18 protein-coding genes are annotated in these 16,709 nt (G+C 46.0%); 14 read left to right on the top strand and 4 right to left on the bottom strand.

Annotated elements, in window-relative coordinates; genetic code table 11:
• Positions 1–5: 5 nt before the first annotated feature.
• Genes KJS63_RS05500 through KJS63_RS05490 form a run of 3 tightly spaced genes read right to left on the bottom strand, consistent with a single transcriptional unit; the run spans position 6 to position 2,258 of the window.
• Positions 6–446, bottom strand: a complete 441-nt coding sequence (locus KJS63_RS05500; protein WP_213618247.1) for a DUF6075 family protein — start codon at positions 444–446, stop codon at positions 6–8.
• Positions 443–1,477, bottom strand: a complete 1,035-nt coding sequence (locus KJS63_RS05495; protein WP_213618246.1) for a ParB N-terminal domain-containing protein — start codon at positions 1,475–1,477, stop codon at positions 443–445. The genes KJS63_RS05500 and KJS63_RS05495 overlap by 4 nt, the downstream gene beginning before the upstream one ends.
• Positions 1,467–2,258: a ParA family protein gene (locus KJS63_RS05490; protein ID WP_213618245.1), complete on the bottom strand. Its 792-nt coding sequence runs from the start codon at positions 2,256–2,258 to the stop codon at positions 1,467–1,469. The genes KJS63_RS05495 and KJS63_RS05490 overlap by 11 nt, the downstream gene beginning before the upstream one ends.
• A gap of 491 nt (positions 2,259–2,749) precedes the next feature.
• Between KJS63_RS05490 and KJS63_RS26115 the strand changes: the two genes are divergently transcribed.
• From KJS63_RS26115 to KJS63_RS05440, 11 genes are all read left to right on the top strand, one after another.
• On the top strand, positions 2,750–2,914 hold the full coding sequence (locus KJS63_RS26115) for a hypothetical protein (RefSeq protein WP_244862486.1): 165 nt from the start codon (positions 2,750–2,752) through the stop codon (positions 2,912–2,914).
• Between the two features lie 184 nt (positions 2,915–3,098).
• Complete coding sequence (locus tag KJS63_RS26110; RefSeq protein ID WP_244862485.1) at positions 3,099–3,713, top strand: tyrosine-type recombinase/integrase; 615 nt, start codon at positions 3,099–3,101, stop codon at positions 3,711–3,713.
• 282 nt (positions 3,714–3,995) lie between these two features.
• Entirely contained in the window at positions 3,996–4,226 is a 231-nt protein-coding gene (locus KJS63_RS05480) for a hypothetical protein (RefSeq protein WP_213618244.1), read from the top strand.
• 327 nt (positions 4,227–4,553) lie between these two features.
• A complete protein-coding gene (locus KJS63_RS05475; protein ID WP_213618243.1) occupies positions 4,554–5,075 on the top strand; it encodes a MarR family transcriptional regulator in 522 nt (173 codons plus the stop codon).
• Positions 5,056–5,835, top strand: a complete 780-nt coding sequence (gene sufC / locus KJS63_RS05470) for a Fe-S cluster assembly ATPase SufC (RefSeq protein ID WP_213618242.1) — start codon at positions 5,056–5,058, stop codon at positions 5,833–5,835. Before KJS63_RS05475 ends, sufC begins: the two co-directional genes overlap by 20 nt.
• 23 nt (positions 5,836–5,858) lie before the next feature.
• Entirely contained in the window at positions 5,859–7,166 is a 1,308-nt protein-coding gene (gene sufD / locus KJS63_RS05465) for a Fe-S cluster assembly protein SufD (protein ID WP_374706244.1), read from the top strand.
• 42 nt (positions 7,167–7,208) lie between these two features.
• Positions 7,209–8,606 (top strand): Fe-S cluster assembly protein SufB, encoded by a 1,398-nt coding sequence (gene sufB / locus KJS63_RS05460; RefSeq protein WP_213618241.1) that lies wholly within the window; start codon positions 7,209–7,211, stop codon positions 8,604–8,606.
• A gap of 319 nt (positions 8,607–8,925) precedes the next feature.
• Complete coding sequence (locus tag KJS63_RS05455) at positions 8,926–9,165, top strand: NifU family protein (RefSeq protein ID WP_213618240.1); 240 nt, start codon at positions 8,926–8,928, stop codon at positions 9,163–9,165.
• Between the two features lie 320 nt (positions 9,166–9,485).
• Complete coding sequence (locus KJS63_RS05450) at positions 9,486–9,767, top strand: ArsR/SmtB family transcription factor (protein ID WP_100537217.1); 282 nt, start codon at positions 9,486–9,488, stop codon at positions 9,765–9,767.
• 147 nt (positions 9,768–9,914) lie between these two features.
• Positions 9,915–10,982 carry an Atu2307/SP_0267 family LLM class monooxygenase gene (locus tag KJS63_RS05445; RefSeq protein WP_213618239.1) on the top strand — a complete coding sequence of 356 codons (1,068 nt, stop codon included), beginning with the start codon at positions 9,915–9,917 and terminating at the stop codon, positions 10,980–10,982.
• 133 nt (positions 10,983–11,115) lie between these two features.
• Complete coding sequence (locus tag KJS63_RS05440) at positions 11,116–12,291, top strand: MFS transporter (protein ID WP_213618238.1); 1,176 nt, start codon at positions 11,116–11,118, stop codon at positions 12,289–12,291.
• A 470-nt stretch (positions 12,292–12,761) separates the two neighbouring features.
• Here KJS63_RS05440 and KJS63_RS05435 read toward each other — a convergent pair whose 3' ends face one another.
• Complete coding sequence (locus KJS63_RS05435; RefSeq protein WP_213618237.1) at positions 12,762–13,400, bottom strand: TetR/AcrR family transcriptional regulator; 639 nt, start codon at positions 13,398–13,400, stop codon at positions 12,762–12,764.
• 182 nt (positions 13,401–13,582) lie between these two features.
• On the opposite strand from KJS63_RS05435, the gene KJS63_RS05430 reads away from it, so the two are divergent.
• The 3 genes from KJS63_RS05430 (at position 13,583) to KJS63_RS05420 (ending at position 16,422) form a co-directional block, all read left to right on the top strand.
• Entirely contained in the window at positions 13,583–14,341 is a 759-nt protein-coding gene (locus tag KJS63_RS05430) for an SDR family oxidoreductase (protein WP_213618236.1), read from the top strand.
• Between the two features lie 211 nt (positions 14,342–14,552).
• Entirely contained in the window at positions 14,553–15,503 is a 951-nt protein-coding gene (locus KJS63_RS05425) for an NADP-dependent oxidoreductase (RefSeq protein ID WP_213618235.1), read from the top strand.
• A 49-nt stretch (positions 15,504–15,552) separates the two neighbouring features.
• A complete protein-coding gene (locus KJS63_RS05420) occupies positions 15,553–16,422 on the top strand; it encodes an SDR family NAD(P)-dependent oxidoreductase (protein ID WP_213618234.1) in 870 nt (289 codons plus the stop codon).
• The last annotated feature ends 287 nt before the right edge of the window (positions 16,423–16,709 follow it).

The raw sequence follows: 16,709 nt of genomic DNA, 5'->3' as shown, positions 1-16,709 counted from the left end.
TGATTTTATTGCTCCAGTTCATTCCATGTATCTCTGCCGTTATCAGCGAAAGTTTGGAACCCTGCCCAACTCTGCGATAAGTCAGAAGCGTAGGAAGGATAGCGAAGTTTAACAGCTTCAAAAAAGTAAGGCAGTAGGCCGTTGTCAAACAGATAGTAGGGGCTATAATAACGAGCATCCTCTTCGCTTTCTCCCGTATAACCGGTATATAAATTGAATGCCAATCGCGTAAGACGGGAAGTGGTTCCGGTCTGCCAACCTTCGTACAATCCCTCTAGTCGGATGCTATCCTCTTTGAAATTGTAAAGATCGTTGATATTTCTACGGGTGTTTTCTGTCAGGCCCAAGAGATAAAAGAGGGCCTTACGGTAAGGGTCGTGCTGACGATGAGTGCGGATCACGTTACCTTCATAAAACTGTTCATGCGCAAGGTCTTTAAAAATCATTGAAATACCTCCTTGTCTGGATCGTGGTTTTCTTTGGGATGTTGCGAGAAATATAAGGTCAGCGCTTTGTCGATGATTTCTTCGACTTCCGCCGCTTTGCTATCCGGCGAAAAGTATTTGGTGTAAATTTTATGTTTCAACTTAAAAGGGGCGGGGGTTTTGCTTTTTGGTCTCCGGGTGGCTTCCCCGGAAAGAATGGCCTTAACGACCTGTTCAGTACAATGACGGTTTTCGGACTTTCCTCTTAGCAACTCAGATTTTTTCATATCCACCTTGTAGCCTTGTTCCTGAATCAAGGTTTCCACGGTTTGCTGTTCTTCCGGTTTCAAATAAGACAGATCTACAGCGGGGCGTAGTTTGATTTCTCCCTGATCGACTCGTTCTAACAACTCAGGGACTAAATGATTGAGACGTAAATAACGCTTGATATTGGTAGGACTCATGTCGTTTTTTTCAGAAACTTCAATTACGCTCCAAGCTCCCTGTCCCACTGGGACAGAGGCTTCGGAAGCGCTGCTGTGACTAGAGTTTTCACCTTTCTCAAGCTGGTTTAATTTGTTTTGCTTTTGCTTGGCTTCCTTACAGGCTTTAAGCTGCATATGCAGGGCACGAGCCAACTCACTGGGCAGCATATCCTGGATAGAACGTTGATGGAAATTAGTGTCCACCACGATGATGACGGCTTCGGCCTCTGTAAGATTGTCCATTATAATAGAAGGAACAGAGATTAAACCGGCAGCTTTCGCGGCATTCACACGGTTATGCCCGGACAGGATTACATAACCATTGGGTTCTTTTGGTCGGACGATGATCGGAATCAACACTCCGTTTTCCATGACACTCTCAACTAGTTCATCCAGCTTATTCCCTTCATATAACTTGAAGGGGTGGTTATGAAACGGAACCAGGTCAGATAGAAGTAGCTGGGTTACACCTGTTCCGGTCACGGTTTCGGGTACTTTTGATTCCTCAGACAACAGCAGCAGTTCATCAATACTGGAGAGCTTGGGCGTAGGGCGTTTACTTGCCATTTTGGATCAACTCCTTCGCCAAGCTTTGGTAAGCCAAGGCTACTTTGGATTTTGGATGAAACTCGATAATGCTCTGGCTGTAAAAGTTGGCTTCCCCAACTTTAACGGAGTGAGGAATTTGTATATTGAACACACGAAAGGTTTCCCGATAGTATACTTTGACTAGGCGAAAGGCTTCTTTGTATAGATTGGTGCGGGTGTCGCACATGGTCATCAAGATGCCCTCAATGCTAATAAGTGGATTGATTCGTTTCTTTACCTTCACAATGATCTTGAGCAGTTGGGTTAATCCAGTTGCAGACCATAGTTGGGGATTGACCGGGATAAGAACACTATTACTGGCTGCCAAAGCATTGATTGTGAGTAAGCCAAGTGATGGATTTGTGTCTATAATGATATAGTCGTAATTGGCTTTCAACGGTTCTAACAACGTCGTTAGTGTTTTTTCGCCGCCCATTTCATCCCGTAGGTTGATTTCGGCAACAGACAGTTCGATGTTGCTTGGAATTAGGTCGATGTTACCTTGAGAATGAATGTACTCTTCGGGCGATGGAAGCGGTTCGTCCATCATCATCGCATTCATGATGTTGAACATGGAGTAAGGGAGTTTATCAGGTTGTTCGATACCAAAGCACATCGTGAGATTCCCTTGTGGATCAAAATCAATCAGCAATATCTTTTTTCCTTCATTAGATAAGGCGTAGGCCAGATTATAAGCGGTGGTCGTTTTGCCTGTACCGCCTTTTTGATTAGCGATAGTGATTACTGTTGTTTTACTCATATCAATTACCCTCCCTGAAGCCGAAGCTTCAATTAATTCTGTCAATGGTAGGGAGCGGGCTGATCTGTTATTGTTCTCTCCGAGTTCTCTCATTTGTGCAAAAGTGACTACTTTTTGAGAAAATTCCCGGAAGCCTTGCTGCGCTTGAATTCAACAAAAAAACCCGCGAAAAACCTTGATTCTACAAGGCTTTTCGCGGGTTTTAGATTCCTCTTATTTGACTTAGTTTCTGCTATATTCCGAGTAGCATGTGCGACTCAAAATCGAGTGGGAAACCGTGGAGGTTCGAGTCCTCTCGCCGGTATATTAAAAACGCAGGATTGACGGAGATTTAAACGCTGATTGGACGCTATGTCTGATCGGCTTTTTGCGTTTTAATAATGCGGGCCAGTTTTACGCGCTTATCCACAGGAGCCGCGCTCGACTAAGGTCGATTACGCGAGTCGATTCGGCAGCCCCAACGATAACATATCGGATGGAGTTGTATGAGGATGGCACGTAGAAAAAACGCTCTAACAATTGAGGATTTAGCACCGCAATCACAGCCGCTTTATATCGTTGATGACTTCGATAGTGCAGCGCACTTGTTTTTGCGGGACGGGAAGATTCGTAACATCAGTGAGCATACGCAGGCGTTTTTATCGGCGGGAATTTAATGTCTTTAAGAAGATTCTTGATGAACAGCATATCTCAACCGACCCCGGCAAGCTGACGGATAATATCCTAAAAGAGAACGTAATACTGTACATGATGGAGAGCGGGCAAAAGGAAACGTCAATTAACTGTGTTCTTCGAGCTCTTCGAGCGCTCTTTAATTTTCTAGTCAAAGAGGGCTACCTAATGGAGAGTCCTATGGGGAAGATGACGCTCTTGAAGCAAAAAAAGACTATAGTTAATACGTTCACGCCCGATCAATTACGTCTTCTCATAGCTCAGCCGGATCAAAAAACGTTCGTAGGTGTCCGGGACCGTGTAATAATGATGTTATTTGCGGAGACGGGCATAAAAGTGCGGGAGCTAACAGATATAGAAACAACCGATATTGTCTGGAAAGAGGGCTGCATCTTAATAAATGGAAAGGGGTATAAACAACGTGTAATCCCTTTTCAATCAGTAATGCGTAAGGAGCTCAGCAAGTACCTAGCGCTCCGGGGCAATCTCGACCATAATACGCTTTTCGTAACAATCAACAACACTCCGCTTACTATACGTCAAATACAGGAGCAAATTTCGTTCTACGGCCACAGAGCGGGTATTAAGGGCGTGCGTTGCTCTCCTCACACCCTGCGGCATACCTTTGCTAAGATGAGCATACAGAATGGAGCAGACGTGTTTGCGCTGCAGGCAGTTCTTGGTCACGCGACATTAGATCAGGTGAAGACATACGTATATATGTTCAGCCATGAAGTTCGGAACGAACACCGTAAGTTCAGTCCATTAGAAAAGATGTATTAACAGATGCGCTCAGTCCTTCGGGATTGGGCGCTATTTTTTTGACTTCGATGTCCCAAATCGCTAAGTTACTGTCCTTATATTAGGTGTAAAAGAAATTATCGCAAAAGCGTGCGAAGTCTTATCGGAATTCTACATAACGGTATAAGCGAAATTAGAAAGGCGGTATGGTGGCGCGAGGTAAACATGTCGAGATTATCAAGATAGCGGTATCCGGTCCGAATGGGGCATCGATTGAGGTTGCCGAGAAGGCATGTACGAAATGATATCGAAGGAGGAAGGCTTATGAAGGGGATTGATCTCGAACATCACGTAGAATTCTACGTCGGAATCGTTAATCTTAACATTTTTGTAGAGTGCGCAAGGGTATATCACGTCGAAGTGGAGATTTTACACAGTGAGGGCTACTTGGACGTTCAAGAGACTCTGCACCTAAGCTGTTCCATGGAGATGGCCGCACTGACCGCGCTAGAGGTGATGATAGAACGTGCCGCCGTGCCGCCTGAGCTCGCATGACCAAAAGCCAGACTGTGTGCAAGGAGTCTAGCGAACAGGCGGAGGAGCGAAAGAAATGAACCAAGGGTTCGTAGTACCGAAGCGAAACGGATAAATCCCTGATAATGGTGGTGAGATCCAACTAGTCGGAACGCAGCATGAGGCCGATGGGAATCAACCAATGAAAAGTGCTTACAGAATTGCATCTCATCGAACATAATTGATATTGATTATCAATATCAATTATGTTAATATGATTTTGTTTACAGGTGAACAAAAAAGGATAACAATCTGATGCTGACATTGAACTTGGTCTGCAACTACTACAAGAGAGGGGAGATTGCGAAATTGGAGTTTCAAAATGATTTTAAAGGTCATCTTTACGAGCAATATATTAAAATACTGCATCTGAATGAGTTGTATACTGAACATGAAATTAACATGTTTCGGCAACGAGCCAGAAAGCACCAGATTGACATGCTCTCTAACAATATTACCAGTGTGCATGTTATTGATTGCATTGGTGATTATGAACCGATAAATCATACCGGGATTGTGGAGAAGATGGGGTTGTCCAAAGCTAGCATTACTAAAATTAGTGTAAAGCTGCTGGAAATGGGCTTTATCATGAGAAGTCATCTGAACAACAATCGTAAGGAGATTTACTTTAGTTTAACGGATAAGGGAAGACATGTTTATCATTTGCATAAAGAGCTGCACAAAGAAAAAGAAGAAAGGTTTTACCAATTCATTGAATCCTATTCAGAGGCTGAGCTACAGACTATTGGAAAATTTATGAGTGATTTGGTGGCACATGTCGAAGAAAACTCCGGAAGGGAAGTATGGGAAAATGACGACCTTAAAGATTGAGGAATTAAGATCCAAGATTGAAGGGAAAGAAATTCTAAAAGGGCTCACACTGGAGATTCATGGTGGAGAGATTCATGCGATTATGGGGCCTAATGGGACGGGAAAAAGTACGTTGGCTTCGGCTTTAATGGGCCATCCCAAATATGAGGTTACTGACGGCAAGGTGACATTGGACAATGAGGATCTTCTGGAGATGGAGGTAGATGAGCGTGCCCGGGCAGGCTTGTTCCTCGCTATGCAATACCCAAGTGAAATTGCCGGTGTGACGAATTCCGACTTTCTCAGAAGTGCCATCAATGCACGGCGTGAAGAAGGCGATGAGATCTCCTTAATCCGTTTTGTCCGTGAAATGGAGAGCAAAATGAAGGGATTGGAGATGAACCCGGAATTCGCACATCGTTATTTGAATGAGGGATTTTCCGGCGGTGAAAAAAAGCGGAATGAGATTTTGCAAATGATGTTACTTGAACCCAAGTTTGTGATTTTGGATGAAGTAGATTCCGGGCTTGATATTGATGCACTGCGTATTGTGGCTAATGGTGTAAATGAGATGCGCAGCCCGGATAGAGGTTTTTTAATCATCACCCATTATCAACGTTTGCTGAATTATATCACCCCGGATTTTGTGCATGTCATGATGCAAGGCCGGATTGTCAAATCCGGCGGCCCGGAGCTTGCCCACCGTCTGGAAGCCGAAGGGTACGATTGGGTGAAAGAGGAGCTTGGGATTACGGATGAGACGGTAGGCGAGGAAGTTTAAAAGCTGGAGAGGAGGAAACGCAAGTGGGTATACAGTCAAGAATTTCAATGAATGCGAACGCTTTACGCGCTTGGTCAAGTGCTAAGGATGAACCTCGTTGGCTGCTTGAACGCCGGATTCAGGCCCTCGAGCTGGCAGGGACGCTGGAACTGCCTAAAGTGGAGAAAATCAAACTTGAAAATTGGGATATCTACGAAAGTGGGGATTACAAAGCTGAGAATGCGTGGTCTGGTTTGGAAGATGCACCGGAGGTTGTTCGAGGTTTGGTTGCTTCTCCAGTGAAAGGCGGATTAATCGTTCAGTTCAATTCGGATGTAGTGTATACGAAATTGTCCGAAAGCTTATCCGCCCAGGGAGTCATTTTAACGGACCTGCATACTGCGGCAAAAGAGCATGAGGCGTTGGTTCAACGTTATCTCTTTCAGGCAGTGAAGCCGGAAGAGCATAGTTTATCTGCTGCACATGGTGCCTTATGGAGTGGTGGCGTTTTTCTATATGTCCCGGATGGTGTAGAGGTTGAAGCGCCCATTCAAGCGATCTTTCTTAACGATACAAGTGGAGTGCGTTTTGCTCCTCACATCTTAATTGTGGCCGGGAGCAACAGCAAGATCATTTATGTGGATAATTGTGTATCCAGCAGGGATGATGTCGAGGTATTGCATAACGGTGTGGTGGAGGTCTTTGCGAGAGCGGGCTCAAAGGTACAAGTCGCTTCGGTTCATCAGCTTGCTGCAGCAACGACAGATTTTACCCAGCGGCGGGCGGTTGTTCATGCGGATGGCGGTGTGGAATGGATTATTGGTGAGATGAACAATGGTTATACTGCCAGCGATACCAAGACTTTGCTTCAAGGCAGCGGGTCGGTCTCCGACAGTAAGGTGATTGCTATTGGCACGGGTAATCAAAAATCGAGCTATACAACTCAAGCCCGGCATTTTGGCAGAAGTTCGATGAGCCAGATGATTACGCGTGCAGTCATGCTTGAAGAAGCTACAGCCATTATCAACGGCATTACAAAGATTGAAAAGGGTGCAACCCGTTGTGATGGTCAGCAAACAGAACGTGTGCTTATGTTAAGTCCTAAAGCGCGCGGCGATGCCAATCCGATCCTGCTGATTGATGAAGATGATGTAACCGCCGGTCATGCTGCATCCGTGGGGCAAGTAAATGCAGAACAAATCTATTATCTGATGTCGCGCGGGATATCACGGAGAGAAGCCGAATATCTTGTTATTTTCGGATTCCTCGCACCTGTCATTTCGGAGATCCCGCTGGAGGGGGTTCGCAATCGACTGCAAGATTTAGTGGAGAGCAAGCTCGGCAGATCATAGCAAATCAAAATGAGTCTTGTAAGGTTAAAAGGAGTGATACTAATGGCTAAAAAAGCGCCAGATATGGGCGAATATAAATATGGGTTTCGCGACGAGCACCAGTCTATTTTTCAATCTGGAAAAGGTCTGACTGAAGAGATCGTCCGGGAAATTTCCCAAATCAAGGAAGAGCCGGAGTGGATGCTCGATTTTCGGTTGAAAGCTTTGAAACAATTCTACAAAATGCCGATGCCTCAATGGGGAGCGGATTTGTCTGAACTAAATCTTGATAACATCCAATATTACGTTCGCCCGTCTGAAAAACAGGGAAAGACCTGGGAGGAGGTTCCCTCCGAGATCAAAGCAACTTTTGACAAGTTGGGGATTCCTGAAGCGGAGCAAAAGTTTCTGGCAGGCGTATCGGCTCAATATGAGTCGGAAGTAGTCTATCACAGTATGCGGAAAGAACTGGAGGAACGGGGCGTTATTTTCCTTGATACGGACACTGCATTAAAGCGATACCCCGAAGTGTTTAAGCAATATTTTGGAACGATCATCCCTCCTGCCGACAATAAGTTTGCGGCGCTTAACAGTGCGGTTTGGTCAGGCGGCAGCTTTGTATACATTCCGCGGGGCGTTCAGTGCGAGGTTCCTATACAAGGGTATTTCCGTATTAATTCTGAAAATATGGGCCAATTCGAGCGGACATTAATTATTGCCGAAGAGGGCAGCTTTGTCCATTATGTTGAAGGATGTACAGCATCTATTTATAGTACCAGTTCTCTGCATAGCGGAGTTATTGAAATTATTTGCCGGAAAGATTCCCGTGTCCGTTACACAACAATTCAGAATTGGGCTCCTAATATCTACAACTTGGTAACGCAAAGGGCTGTGGCAGAGGAAAACGCCACAATGGAATGGGTAGACGGCAACATCGGCTCCAAGGCAACAATGAAGTATCCGGCTGTATTATTGAAAGGACGGGGAGCCAAGGGGTCCATCTTGTCAATTGCTGTAGCCGGTAAAGATCAGCATCAAGATGCCGGCGCGAAGGTAATTCATCTTGCTCCCGAGACAACATCTACGATTATATCTAAATCCATCAGCAAACAGGGCGGCAAAGTAAACTACCGGGGATTGTCCAGCTTCAGCCGCAATTCCGCAGGGTCCAAGTCCAATATTAAGTGCGATACGTTGATATTGGACAGCCTGTCAACATCCGATACGATTCCATACAATGAAATTAAAAACGATCAGATTACTTTGGAGCACGAGGCAACAGTATCCAAAGTGTCCGAGGAACAATTGTTTTACTTAATGAGCCGTGGGCTTACAGAACAAGATGCCACACAAATGATTGTAATGGGCTTTATTGAGCCGTTTACCAAAGAATTGCCAATGGAATATGCCGTTGAAATGAATCGGTTGATTCAATTTGAGATGGAAGGAAGCATCGGTTGATTCATTAATTTAATAGATCCAACTTTTATCACCCTTTAAGAAGTACGAGGTGTTAGGAATGAAGAAAAATAATTCGGACAATTCAGAACTAGCTCAAATTACCCGAGAGATACGGAAACTTCAGTTCTACTTCAATATGCTTTCTAGCTTGAGTGCATGTTCTGGTGTGATGATACCTTTAGACTCTATTTATACGCTTATAAGGGAACTTTCGGATCAAGAGGCCATTCTTAGGCAAGAAGCAAAGGATTACTCAGACTATCTAGGGTGAAAAAAACTTGAATTGACTGTTGGTAAAACAAAGAGAGGAGCTGGCATAATGGAGGAGAATGGAATTCTATTCGATGAAGTATCGGAAGTGCTTCTCAAACTACGTCCTTTCTTACTGCGTGACGGTGGAGATGCTGAACTGGTTGAGGTTAAGAACGGTATAGCCAAATTAAGATTTTTGGGAGCTTGCAATGGTTGCCCAAGTGCTACGATTACGTTAAAGGCTGCTATTGAGCGCGCAATTCTTGAAGAGATTGAAGATATTAAAGAAGTTGTACAAGTATTCTGAATTCTTTTTAACGGAAACGACTTTATAAAGATCCTTAAGATAAACGCTCTGAAAAATTAGCAAAAAGGATGTTATATGAATCCGCATAGAAGGTGTCGTCGGAAAGGAACTCTTCATGGGTTCCTTTTTCAATAATCATACCGTACTTCATCATAATCATAGCCCCTTAGATCGGAAAAGAGGTTGGAAACCATGCGACGCGGCAGTTCCTTTCGTATTTGAGGCAAAAACCAATACGCCCTTTACATTTGAACGACATGGTGCTAATATTGATTTCGATAGTTATAGAACTGCAGAAGACGTGTGGGGAGGTGGAAACAGTGGGAGAAAATCAAGAAGATATCGGGCAAGCGGTTAAAGTGTATAAAGCTTTAGGGGAACCAACCCGGCTGAAAATTGCTTTACTGCTCGCGAAAGAGAGCAATTTATGCTTCACCGCCGTCGGCGAAAGGCTTGAATCGGTTGCAGGCTCGACGTTATCTCATCATTTAAAGCAATTGACGGACTCTGGCTTGATTGATTCTCGCAAGAATGGATCATTTATTCACTATAACGTTAATCGAGAAGTAGCGGAAAAATTTGCGCCCTTTTTGTTGGCGTAATTTTTTTAAGAATCATTTCTATATATTTAGAACAATAGAAATGATGGAGCTCATACTTGAATGATGTTCTAGCGTTCGAGTCGACTTGGAGAATTCTTAAAACATTTAGCTAATCATTCCTAATCCAATTTTAAGGAGAGAATAACTATGATCGGTCAAACGAATACGATGGAGATTGGAATGAGCACATTTCTCCATGCAAATCCCGGAAATGGCGGTGTCTCGCATGCCCAGAGGCTGCGCCAAGCGATTGAAGAAATCCAATTGGCAGATCAGGTCGGCCTTGACGTCTACGCCATCGGTGAGCATCATCGCATCGAATACACAAGCTCGTCGCCAGCTGTCATTCTGGCAGCAGCTGCAGCTACAACGAAGCGGATCCGGCTCTCGAGCGCAGTGACGGTGCTATCTTCGGACGATCCGGTGCGGGTATATCAGGACTTTGCAACGTTGGACGGTCTGTCGAACGGACGAGCGGAGATCATGGCCGGACGGGGTTCGTTCATCGAATCGTTCCCACTATTCGGCTATGATCTGAAAGATTACGAGGAATTGTATGAAGAGAAACTGGAACTGCTGTTGAAGATTCGTGCTTCCGAAAAGGTGATCTGGCACGGCGGTCATCGTCCGGCGATTGACAATATGGGCGTCTATCCTCGTGCACAGCAGGAGCCTTTGCCTGTCTGGATCGGCACAGGGGGCAGCCCGGAATCGGCTGTTCGGGCTGGCTTGCTGGGACTTCCGATTGCCTTCTCTATCCTGGGCGGAGCGCCGCACAGATTCGCACCCTTAGTGGAGCTTTATAAAGAAGCCGCCGTGAAAGCTGGTCACGATCCGAATAAGCTGCAAATTGCTACACATTCGCATGGCTTTGTTTCGAATACGGCACAAGAGGCAGCTGAACGGTATTATCCTGTCATGGCTAGCCAAATGAATCACATTGGACGGGAACGAGGCTGGTCTACCTATACACGTGACTCGTACGATTCAGCCCGCAGCCTTCACGGCGATCTTTACGTCGGAGATCCCGAATACGTCGCAGAAAAAATCGTGCTGCTGCATAAGAACCTTGGCTTGACTCGCTTCATGATGTACAACGATTTCAGTTCGTTGCCGCATCGCGACTTGCTGCGAACGATTGAGCTTCTCGGCACCAAAGTAGCGCCGATTGTCCGTAAGGAGCTCGCTCGTCAGACGCAAGGCCATAAAGCTTAAAACAGAGTACGAACGCTTGAAACGGGGAGGCTTGATTGGGCCGAGAAATGAAGCCGGCGAATTGAGCATTCATTTTTTTGATTATCATTTCTATAGATTTAGATTTGTAGAATTATAAAAAGGGAGAAAAAAGATGAGAAATTCATGGAAAATTTATATTTTAGCCATTGTCAGCTTTTTAGTCGGAACTTCGGAGTTCGTGATTGCCGGCATTTTGGATATGCTTGCAAGTGATATTGGAGTGTCAGTAGCGGCAGCCGGACAGTTGATTACGGTCTACTCGCTTTCTTATGCCATCGGCACCCCGATTCTTATTGCACTTACCGCAAAAATGGATCGAAGAAAGCTGATGCTGTCGGCTTTAGGATTATTTTTTATAGGGAACTTGATCACTGTTACAACTACAGGCTACGGCATGCTGCTCGGAGCAAGAATTATTTTGGCGATCAGCACGGGGGTATTTATGGTTGTCGCCCTGACGGTTGCGGCTAAATTATCTCATCCTGGAAAACAGGGCAGCGCTATCGCTACGGTTCTAGTGGGCTTTAACCTCGCGCTTATTCTAGGGGTCCCGCTTGGGAGAATCATTGCGGGTTCACATGATTGGAGAATCATCTTCACGGGGGTCGGAGCCCTGAGCTTGATCGCGATGTTAGTCCTTTTGCTGACGATTCCGAGATCGGAAGGAGAGGCTCCCGTTCCTATTCGGGAACAGCTTGCCTTGTTAAAAAGCCCCCGAATCTCTGTCGCGCTTTCCATCAGCTTTTTCTGGATATTGGGTTATACGATGCTGTACACCTATATTACTCCGTTTCTTCTGGACATTACGGGGATGAGTGAAGGGATGGTCAACGTCGGGTTGTTTGCGTTTGGACTGGCCAGTCTTATAGGCTCCCAAGCTGGCGGCTACGGTGCAGATAAATGGGGGATCCCCCGTACGATGCTTGGAGGCCTGCTCTTTCACTCGGGAATATTATTGTTACTGACAGCGTTCTCCCATTCGTCCATGATCGTGTTGCCCTTGCTTATGTTATGGTCCTTTTTCGCTTGGTCGACGGGGCCGGTTCAACAGGTTTATTTAATCGGCATGGCTCCTCAGGCTTCGGGGATCGTCCTGAGTTTGAACAATTCTATCGTGCAGTTGGGAATGGCCGTAGGGGCTGTAATTGGGGGTATCATTGTAGAAAACATCTCTCTTGCAGCAGTTGGTTGGTTTGGCGGCGTTGGCGTCGTAATGGCACTCATCCCGGCTATTATTTCTTTATCCATGCGTCGCCGATCTACAACGGCGGAACGAAACGGAGCGTAACCGAAAAGTGATGTTTGAAATCAAGCTTCTATATAAGTTGAACAAATGATATCAGCAGAAGGAGGCAGCGGAGGAGGGGCTTTCACTTCGGAAGCATACGTTCCACATCCTTTCACTCGCTTGGAGTTTAGAATAGGAAGGCAATCAGAACTCTTATTAGGCATAAATCAAGGCATCCGAGGGGATGCCTTTTAATTTCGCTCTATAGGTGAAGCGGAGAACTGGCACCTTTGAAGAAGGAGGGAATAGAGAAAGCAAAGGAAAAAATGCAAAACACACCTTCAACAGAAGGTACGGGCCAGCCCCAGCTACTAACTGCAGAGAGGATGTAAGTCGTGCACTATAATATTTATAGCGAAGGGATTCCTCTAGGGGAATCCCTTTTTTTCATGACGCCCTTCGATGTATCCTCATTTTCATCCGTCTGATGGTGCCGAGCGGCGGAGCGGCAGGATTGTCTGTAGGCACACTTATGAAATGGCTTGCAAAATACTAACGATTTTCTTTTCAATATCGGAGTTGTCTATCTTCTTCAGATATTCAGGTTTTAGCAATTGATACTGCTTCATGTTGTAGAAATCCATAATCGCTTGTTTCAAGGTGATATCATATTGAATCGAAAATGATGGCTCGATAAAGCGTCGCAGCACAGCATCATCTTGAACCATAAACAACACGGCATTCAATCTGTTGAAAATCTGTTGCTCCATACCGGATTCAAAAAAAGTTTGTAAGCTTTTATTCCGATTTTGAAGGGCAAGGGACAGGTTCTCATAATGGTGCGGATAAAATTCCTTCAGATCCTGCAAGAACAAGTCAGAGATATACGTGGCACACATCAAGGATTGTAAAAATGTTAATTGAAAACGATCTAAAAAAGAAACGGAATCGTCTTTGACGGCGGTATCAGCCTTCTTCGAATAATTAATGTAATAATCCACGACTTGTTCGATGATGTCGTCTTTGGAGGAAAAATGCTTATATAGTGTCACTTTGCTGATATCCATATATTTTGCGAGATCGTCGACTTTCAGTTGGCTGAATTTTGTTTTTCTTATGATGGCTTTTATTTTTTCCACATATGTATCTGCACTTACAGCTTTTCTCATGGATAAGTACCTCCCTTTGATGCCTATAAAATTCATTATAACAAATTTACTGTCTTTTATGTATGAAATTAATTAAATGAACTAATTTAATTAAATTAGTTTACTTATTAAACCTGACGCTATATAATTGGTCCTGTACCTAATCATCCGATGACGGATTATACAAAGGGAGGACGATTCGAATGGAACAATTCAGTAAGGGCAAATTCTCTGCCAAAAAGGTCGTGATTACCGGAGGCAGCAGCGGAATCGGCTTTGCAACTGCGAAGTTGCTGGTGGATGAAGGGGCACATGTTCTGATTACTGGACGTACTCAGACAACGCTGGATGCGGCTCATGAACAACTCGGAAGCAACGCAATCGCGGTCTTAAGCGATGCCGCCTCATTGAAGGATATCGCCGCGTTAGCGGATCGAGTGAAATCTGAATTTGGAACAATAGATGCCCTGTTCGTTAACGCTGGTGTCACAGGGTTTGTCCCTTTCGAGACAATGACCGAAGAACAGTACGACGAGATACTTACAATCAACGCCAAAGGACCGTACTTCACCGTGCAGAAACTCGCCCCGTTGCTAGGCACAGGTAGTGGGGTAGTCCTTACCACCTCAATTGTGAACGGAGTGGGTCTCCCAATGCTCAGTGCTTATGCAGCTAGTAAGGCGGCGCTGCGCTCCATGACTCGAGGTCTGGCACGCGAACTATTACCTCGAAATATTCGCGTTAACGCAGTCAGTCCCGGCGTTATTGACACAGGCATCATGGAAAAGTCAATGCCGGAAGAAGCTGCCAAGCAGACAAAGGCACAGATGAGACAGCAGATCCCAATGCTGCGTCTTGGCGACCCAGTTGAGGTCGCCAAGGCTGTTGCATTCCTGGCATTTGAGGCCACCTATACGACCGGGGCTGAGTTCCCAGTCGACGGAGGCGGCTCCCAGATCTAAGCACTTTCCGTTCGTAACTGGCTCAGTACTTCTTCTCATGACTTTTAAAGCGCGGGCAGGAGGGTCATGAATTTTCATGGAGCTTTCCCCTCGTGATCCCCCTGCCCTCTAGTGAACCTTATAGTTTAGGATTTCGCTGCTTTTTCTTGGAAGACCGTTTGATTTCACAGAGAACATGATTCTATCAGAGCGAAATGGAGGGAACATCGAAATGGAGAATACCATGCGGACAATCCGGTTCCACGACTATGGCGAACCAACTGACGTCTTGCGCTTGGAGGAGGTGGCGATTCCAGAACCAGGTCCGGGACGCATTCGCGTAAGTGTACTTGCTTGCGGGTTAAATCCGGTTGACTGGGGGATGTGCCGAGGACACTTTGCCGGTCAACTGCCCTTGCCTCGCGGGATTGGTCTGGACGTGTCAGGGATTGTAGACGCGATCGGAGAGGGCGTAACCGATGTCGCCATCGGCGATGCTGTTCTGGGTGCAGCCGATTTCATGGATGGTTCGAGCGCCGGTGCGTCCGACCAAGCGATCATGTACTACTGGTTCCGCATCCCGGTCGGACTCGACTTTGTACACGCTGCAGCACTGCCAATGGCGGTCGAAACCGCCTACCGAGGCATTGACACTCTCGGGGTGAGGTCGGGCCAGACCGTACTCGTGCACGGAGCTGGCACAACGGTAGGTTTCGCCGCCGTGCAGATCGCCATCATGCGCGGTGCTCGTGTGGTCGCAACCGCAGGTGCCACCTACGCCGACAAACTCCGCGCAATGGGAGCGATGGTGACTTCGTACGGTGATGGAATGGTCGAGCGAGTGACCGAACTGGCGAAGCAGCCGGTAGAACTCGCCCTGGATGCCGGGCCAATCAGCGGTGCAATGATAGATCTGATCCATATTGTCAATGGGCATCCCGAGCAGGTCCTAACTGTCAGCGATTTCGCTGCAGCCGCTGAATTTGGCGTTCGCGCCAGCTACGGAGAATTACATACCCTGCGTTATGACGTTGTAGGCGACTTTGCCCATTACGCAGCAGACGGCAAGTTCACCATTCCGATCGCCAAGACTTTCGCACTCGATGCATGGCGTTCAGCCGTCGAAATCAGTCAGAGTGGGCGTGCCCACGGCAAATTGATCCTCCTGCCCGTCTCCGACTGATGTGCGCAAATAACCGGTGAATATTCTGAAATATGAAGGAGGACATGAATTGAATACGAACCAGCGAGAACATATCGCACTGATTACAGGGGCAAGCAATGGGATCGGGTTGGCATTGACCCGGAAAATGCTGTCGGAGAATTGGCAGGTGGTTGCTTTAAACCGGTCGGATTTCCCAGCGGACGATAGATTCCTCCAAAATCATCTCAAGGCCGGACGTCTCCGAGCTTATAAAGTGAAGGATCTCACCGATTATGGCAGCTTGAGACACTCTTTGGAAGAAATAAAAAGCAGGGAACAGCAGATCGATATTTTGTTTAACAACGCCGGAGGAGGCTTAAGTGAGCTGCGCTATTCGAAACAAGGCCGAGAATTGCATTATGAATTGTTGACGGTCGTTCCTTATATTATTCTGATGGAATTGAAGGAGCTGTTGAAGAACGGCCGCTTAAAAACGGTGATTAACACTTCATCCCAGGTGTTTAGATTTACGAAGGAGTTTACGATCGAAAAATTGGAACATCCCAAAACCTTCCGCAAAATGTATGGACCATATGCGACTTCAAAGCTGGCTCTTTCGCTGTGGACCCAAGCCGTCGCACCGCAGCTTGCCAAGGAAGGCATCAAGATCCGCAGCGTTGACCCGGGCATTAACAATACGCTAAGAAAAGGAAAAGATTCCGGACTGACCGCAGGGTTTGAACTGTTTATGAAGTTTTTTTCCTCTCCGCCTACTCATGGAGCCAACCTATTATATGAGGGAGCTCTGGGCAAAAACAGCAATGAGACCGGCGTGTTTCTGTTCAAAGATCGGATTTCGGACTTGAAATTCACAGAGCATGCGCAGCGTGTTCTGGAAAAAATATCTGATATATATAGCCATGAATTTCTTGGCGGGAATGTTCAAGTTATTGGCTGAATTCCAGAGGATTGTTGCTTACGAGGCCATCCTCTGAGGTTACGTTCTCACATTAGGCTGGGGGAGCCGGGGGAGCCCCTCAGTTGTTTTTGCAGTCATATTATGAGCTCAGTCAGTTTTACTGGTTGAGCTTTTCCTTATGTGTCCCAAATGGACGCTATCTAGGATACAAGTCCCGAATGACAAAGGCAGTTTTTTTGTGATCGAGTAACCTGCGCACTAAATTTCTCCTCAAGTTATTTTAGGAGACTTTCTAAATTTCAGCGGAAACTTAAATAGGTAATAAC

This window comes from Paenibacillus sp. J22TS3, from assembly GCF_018403205.1.
GTDB lineage: Bacteria > Bacillota > Bacilli > Paenibacillales > Paenibacillaceae > Fontibacillus > Fontibacillus tuaregi.
The sequence above is the reverse complement of the archived record's forward strand: the minus strand, read 5'-3'. Positions and strand labels throughout refer to the sequence as shown.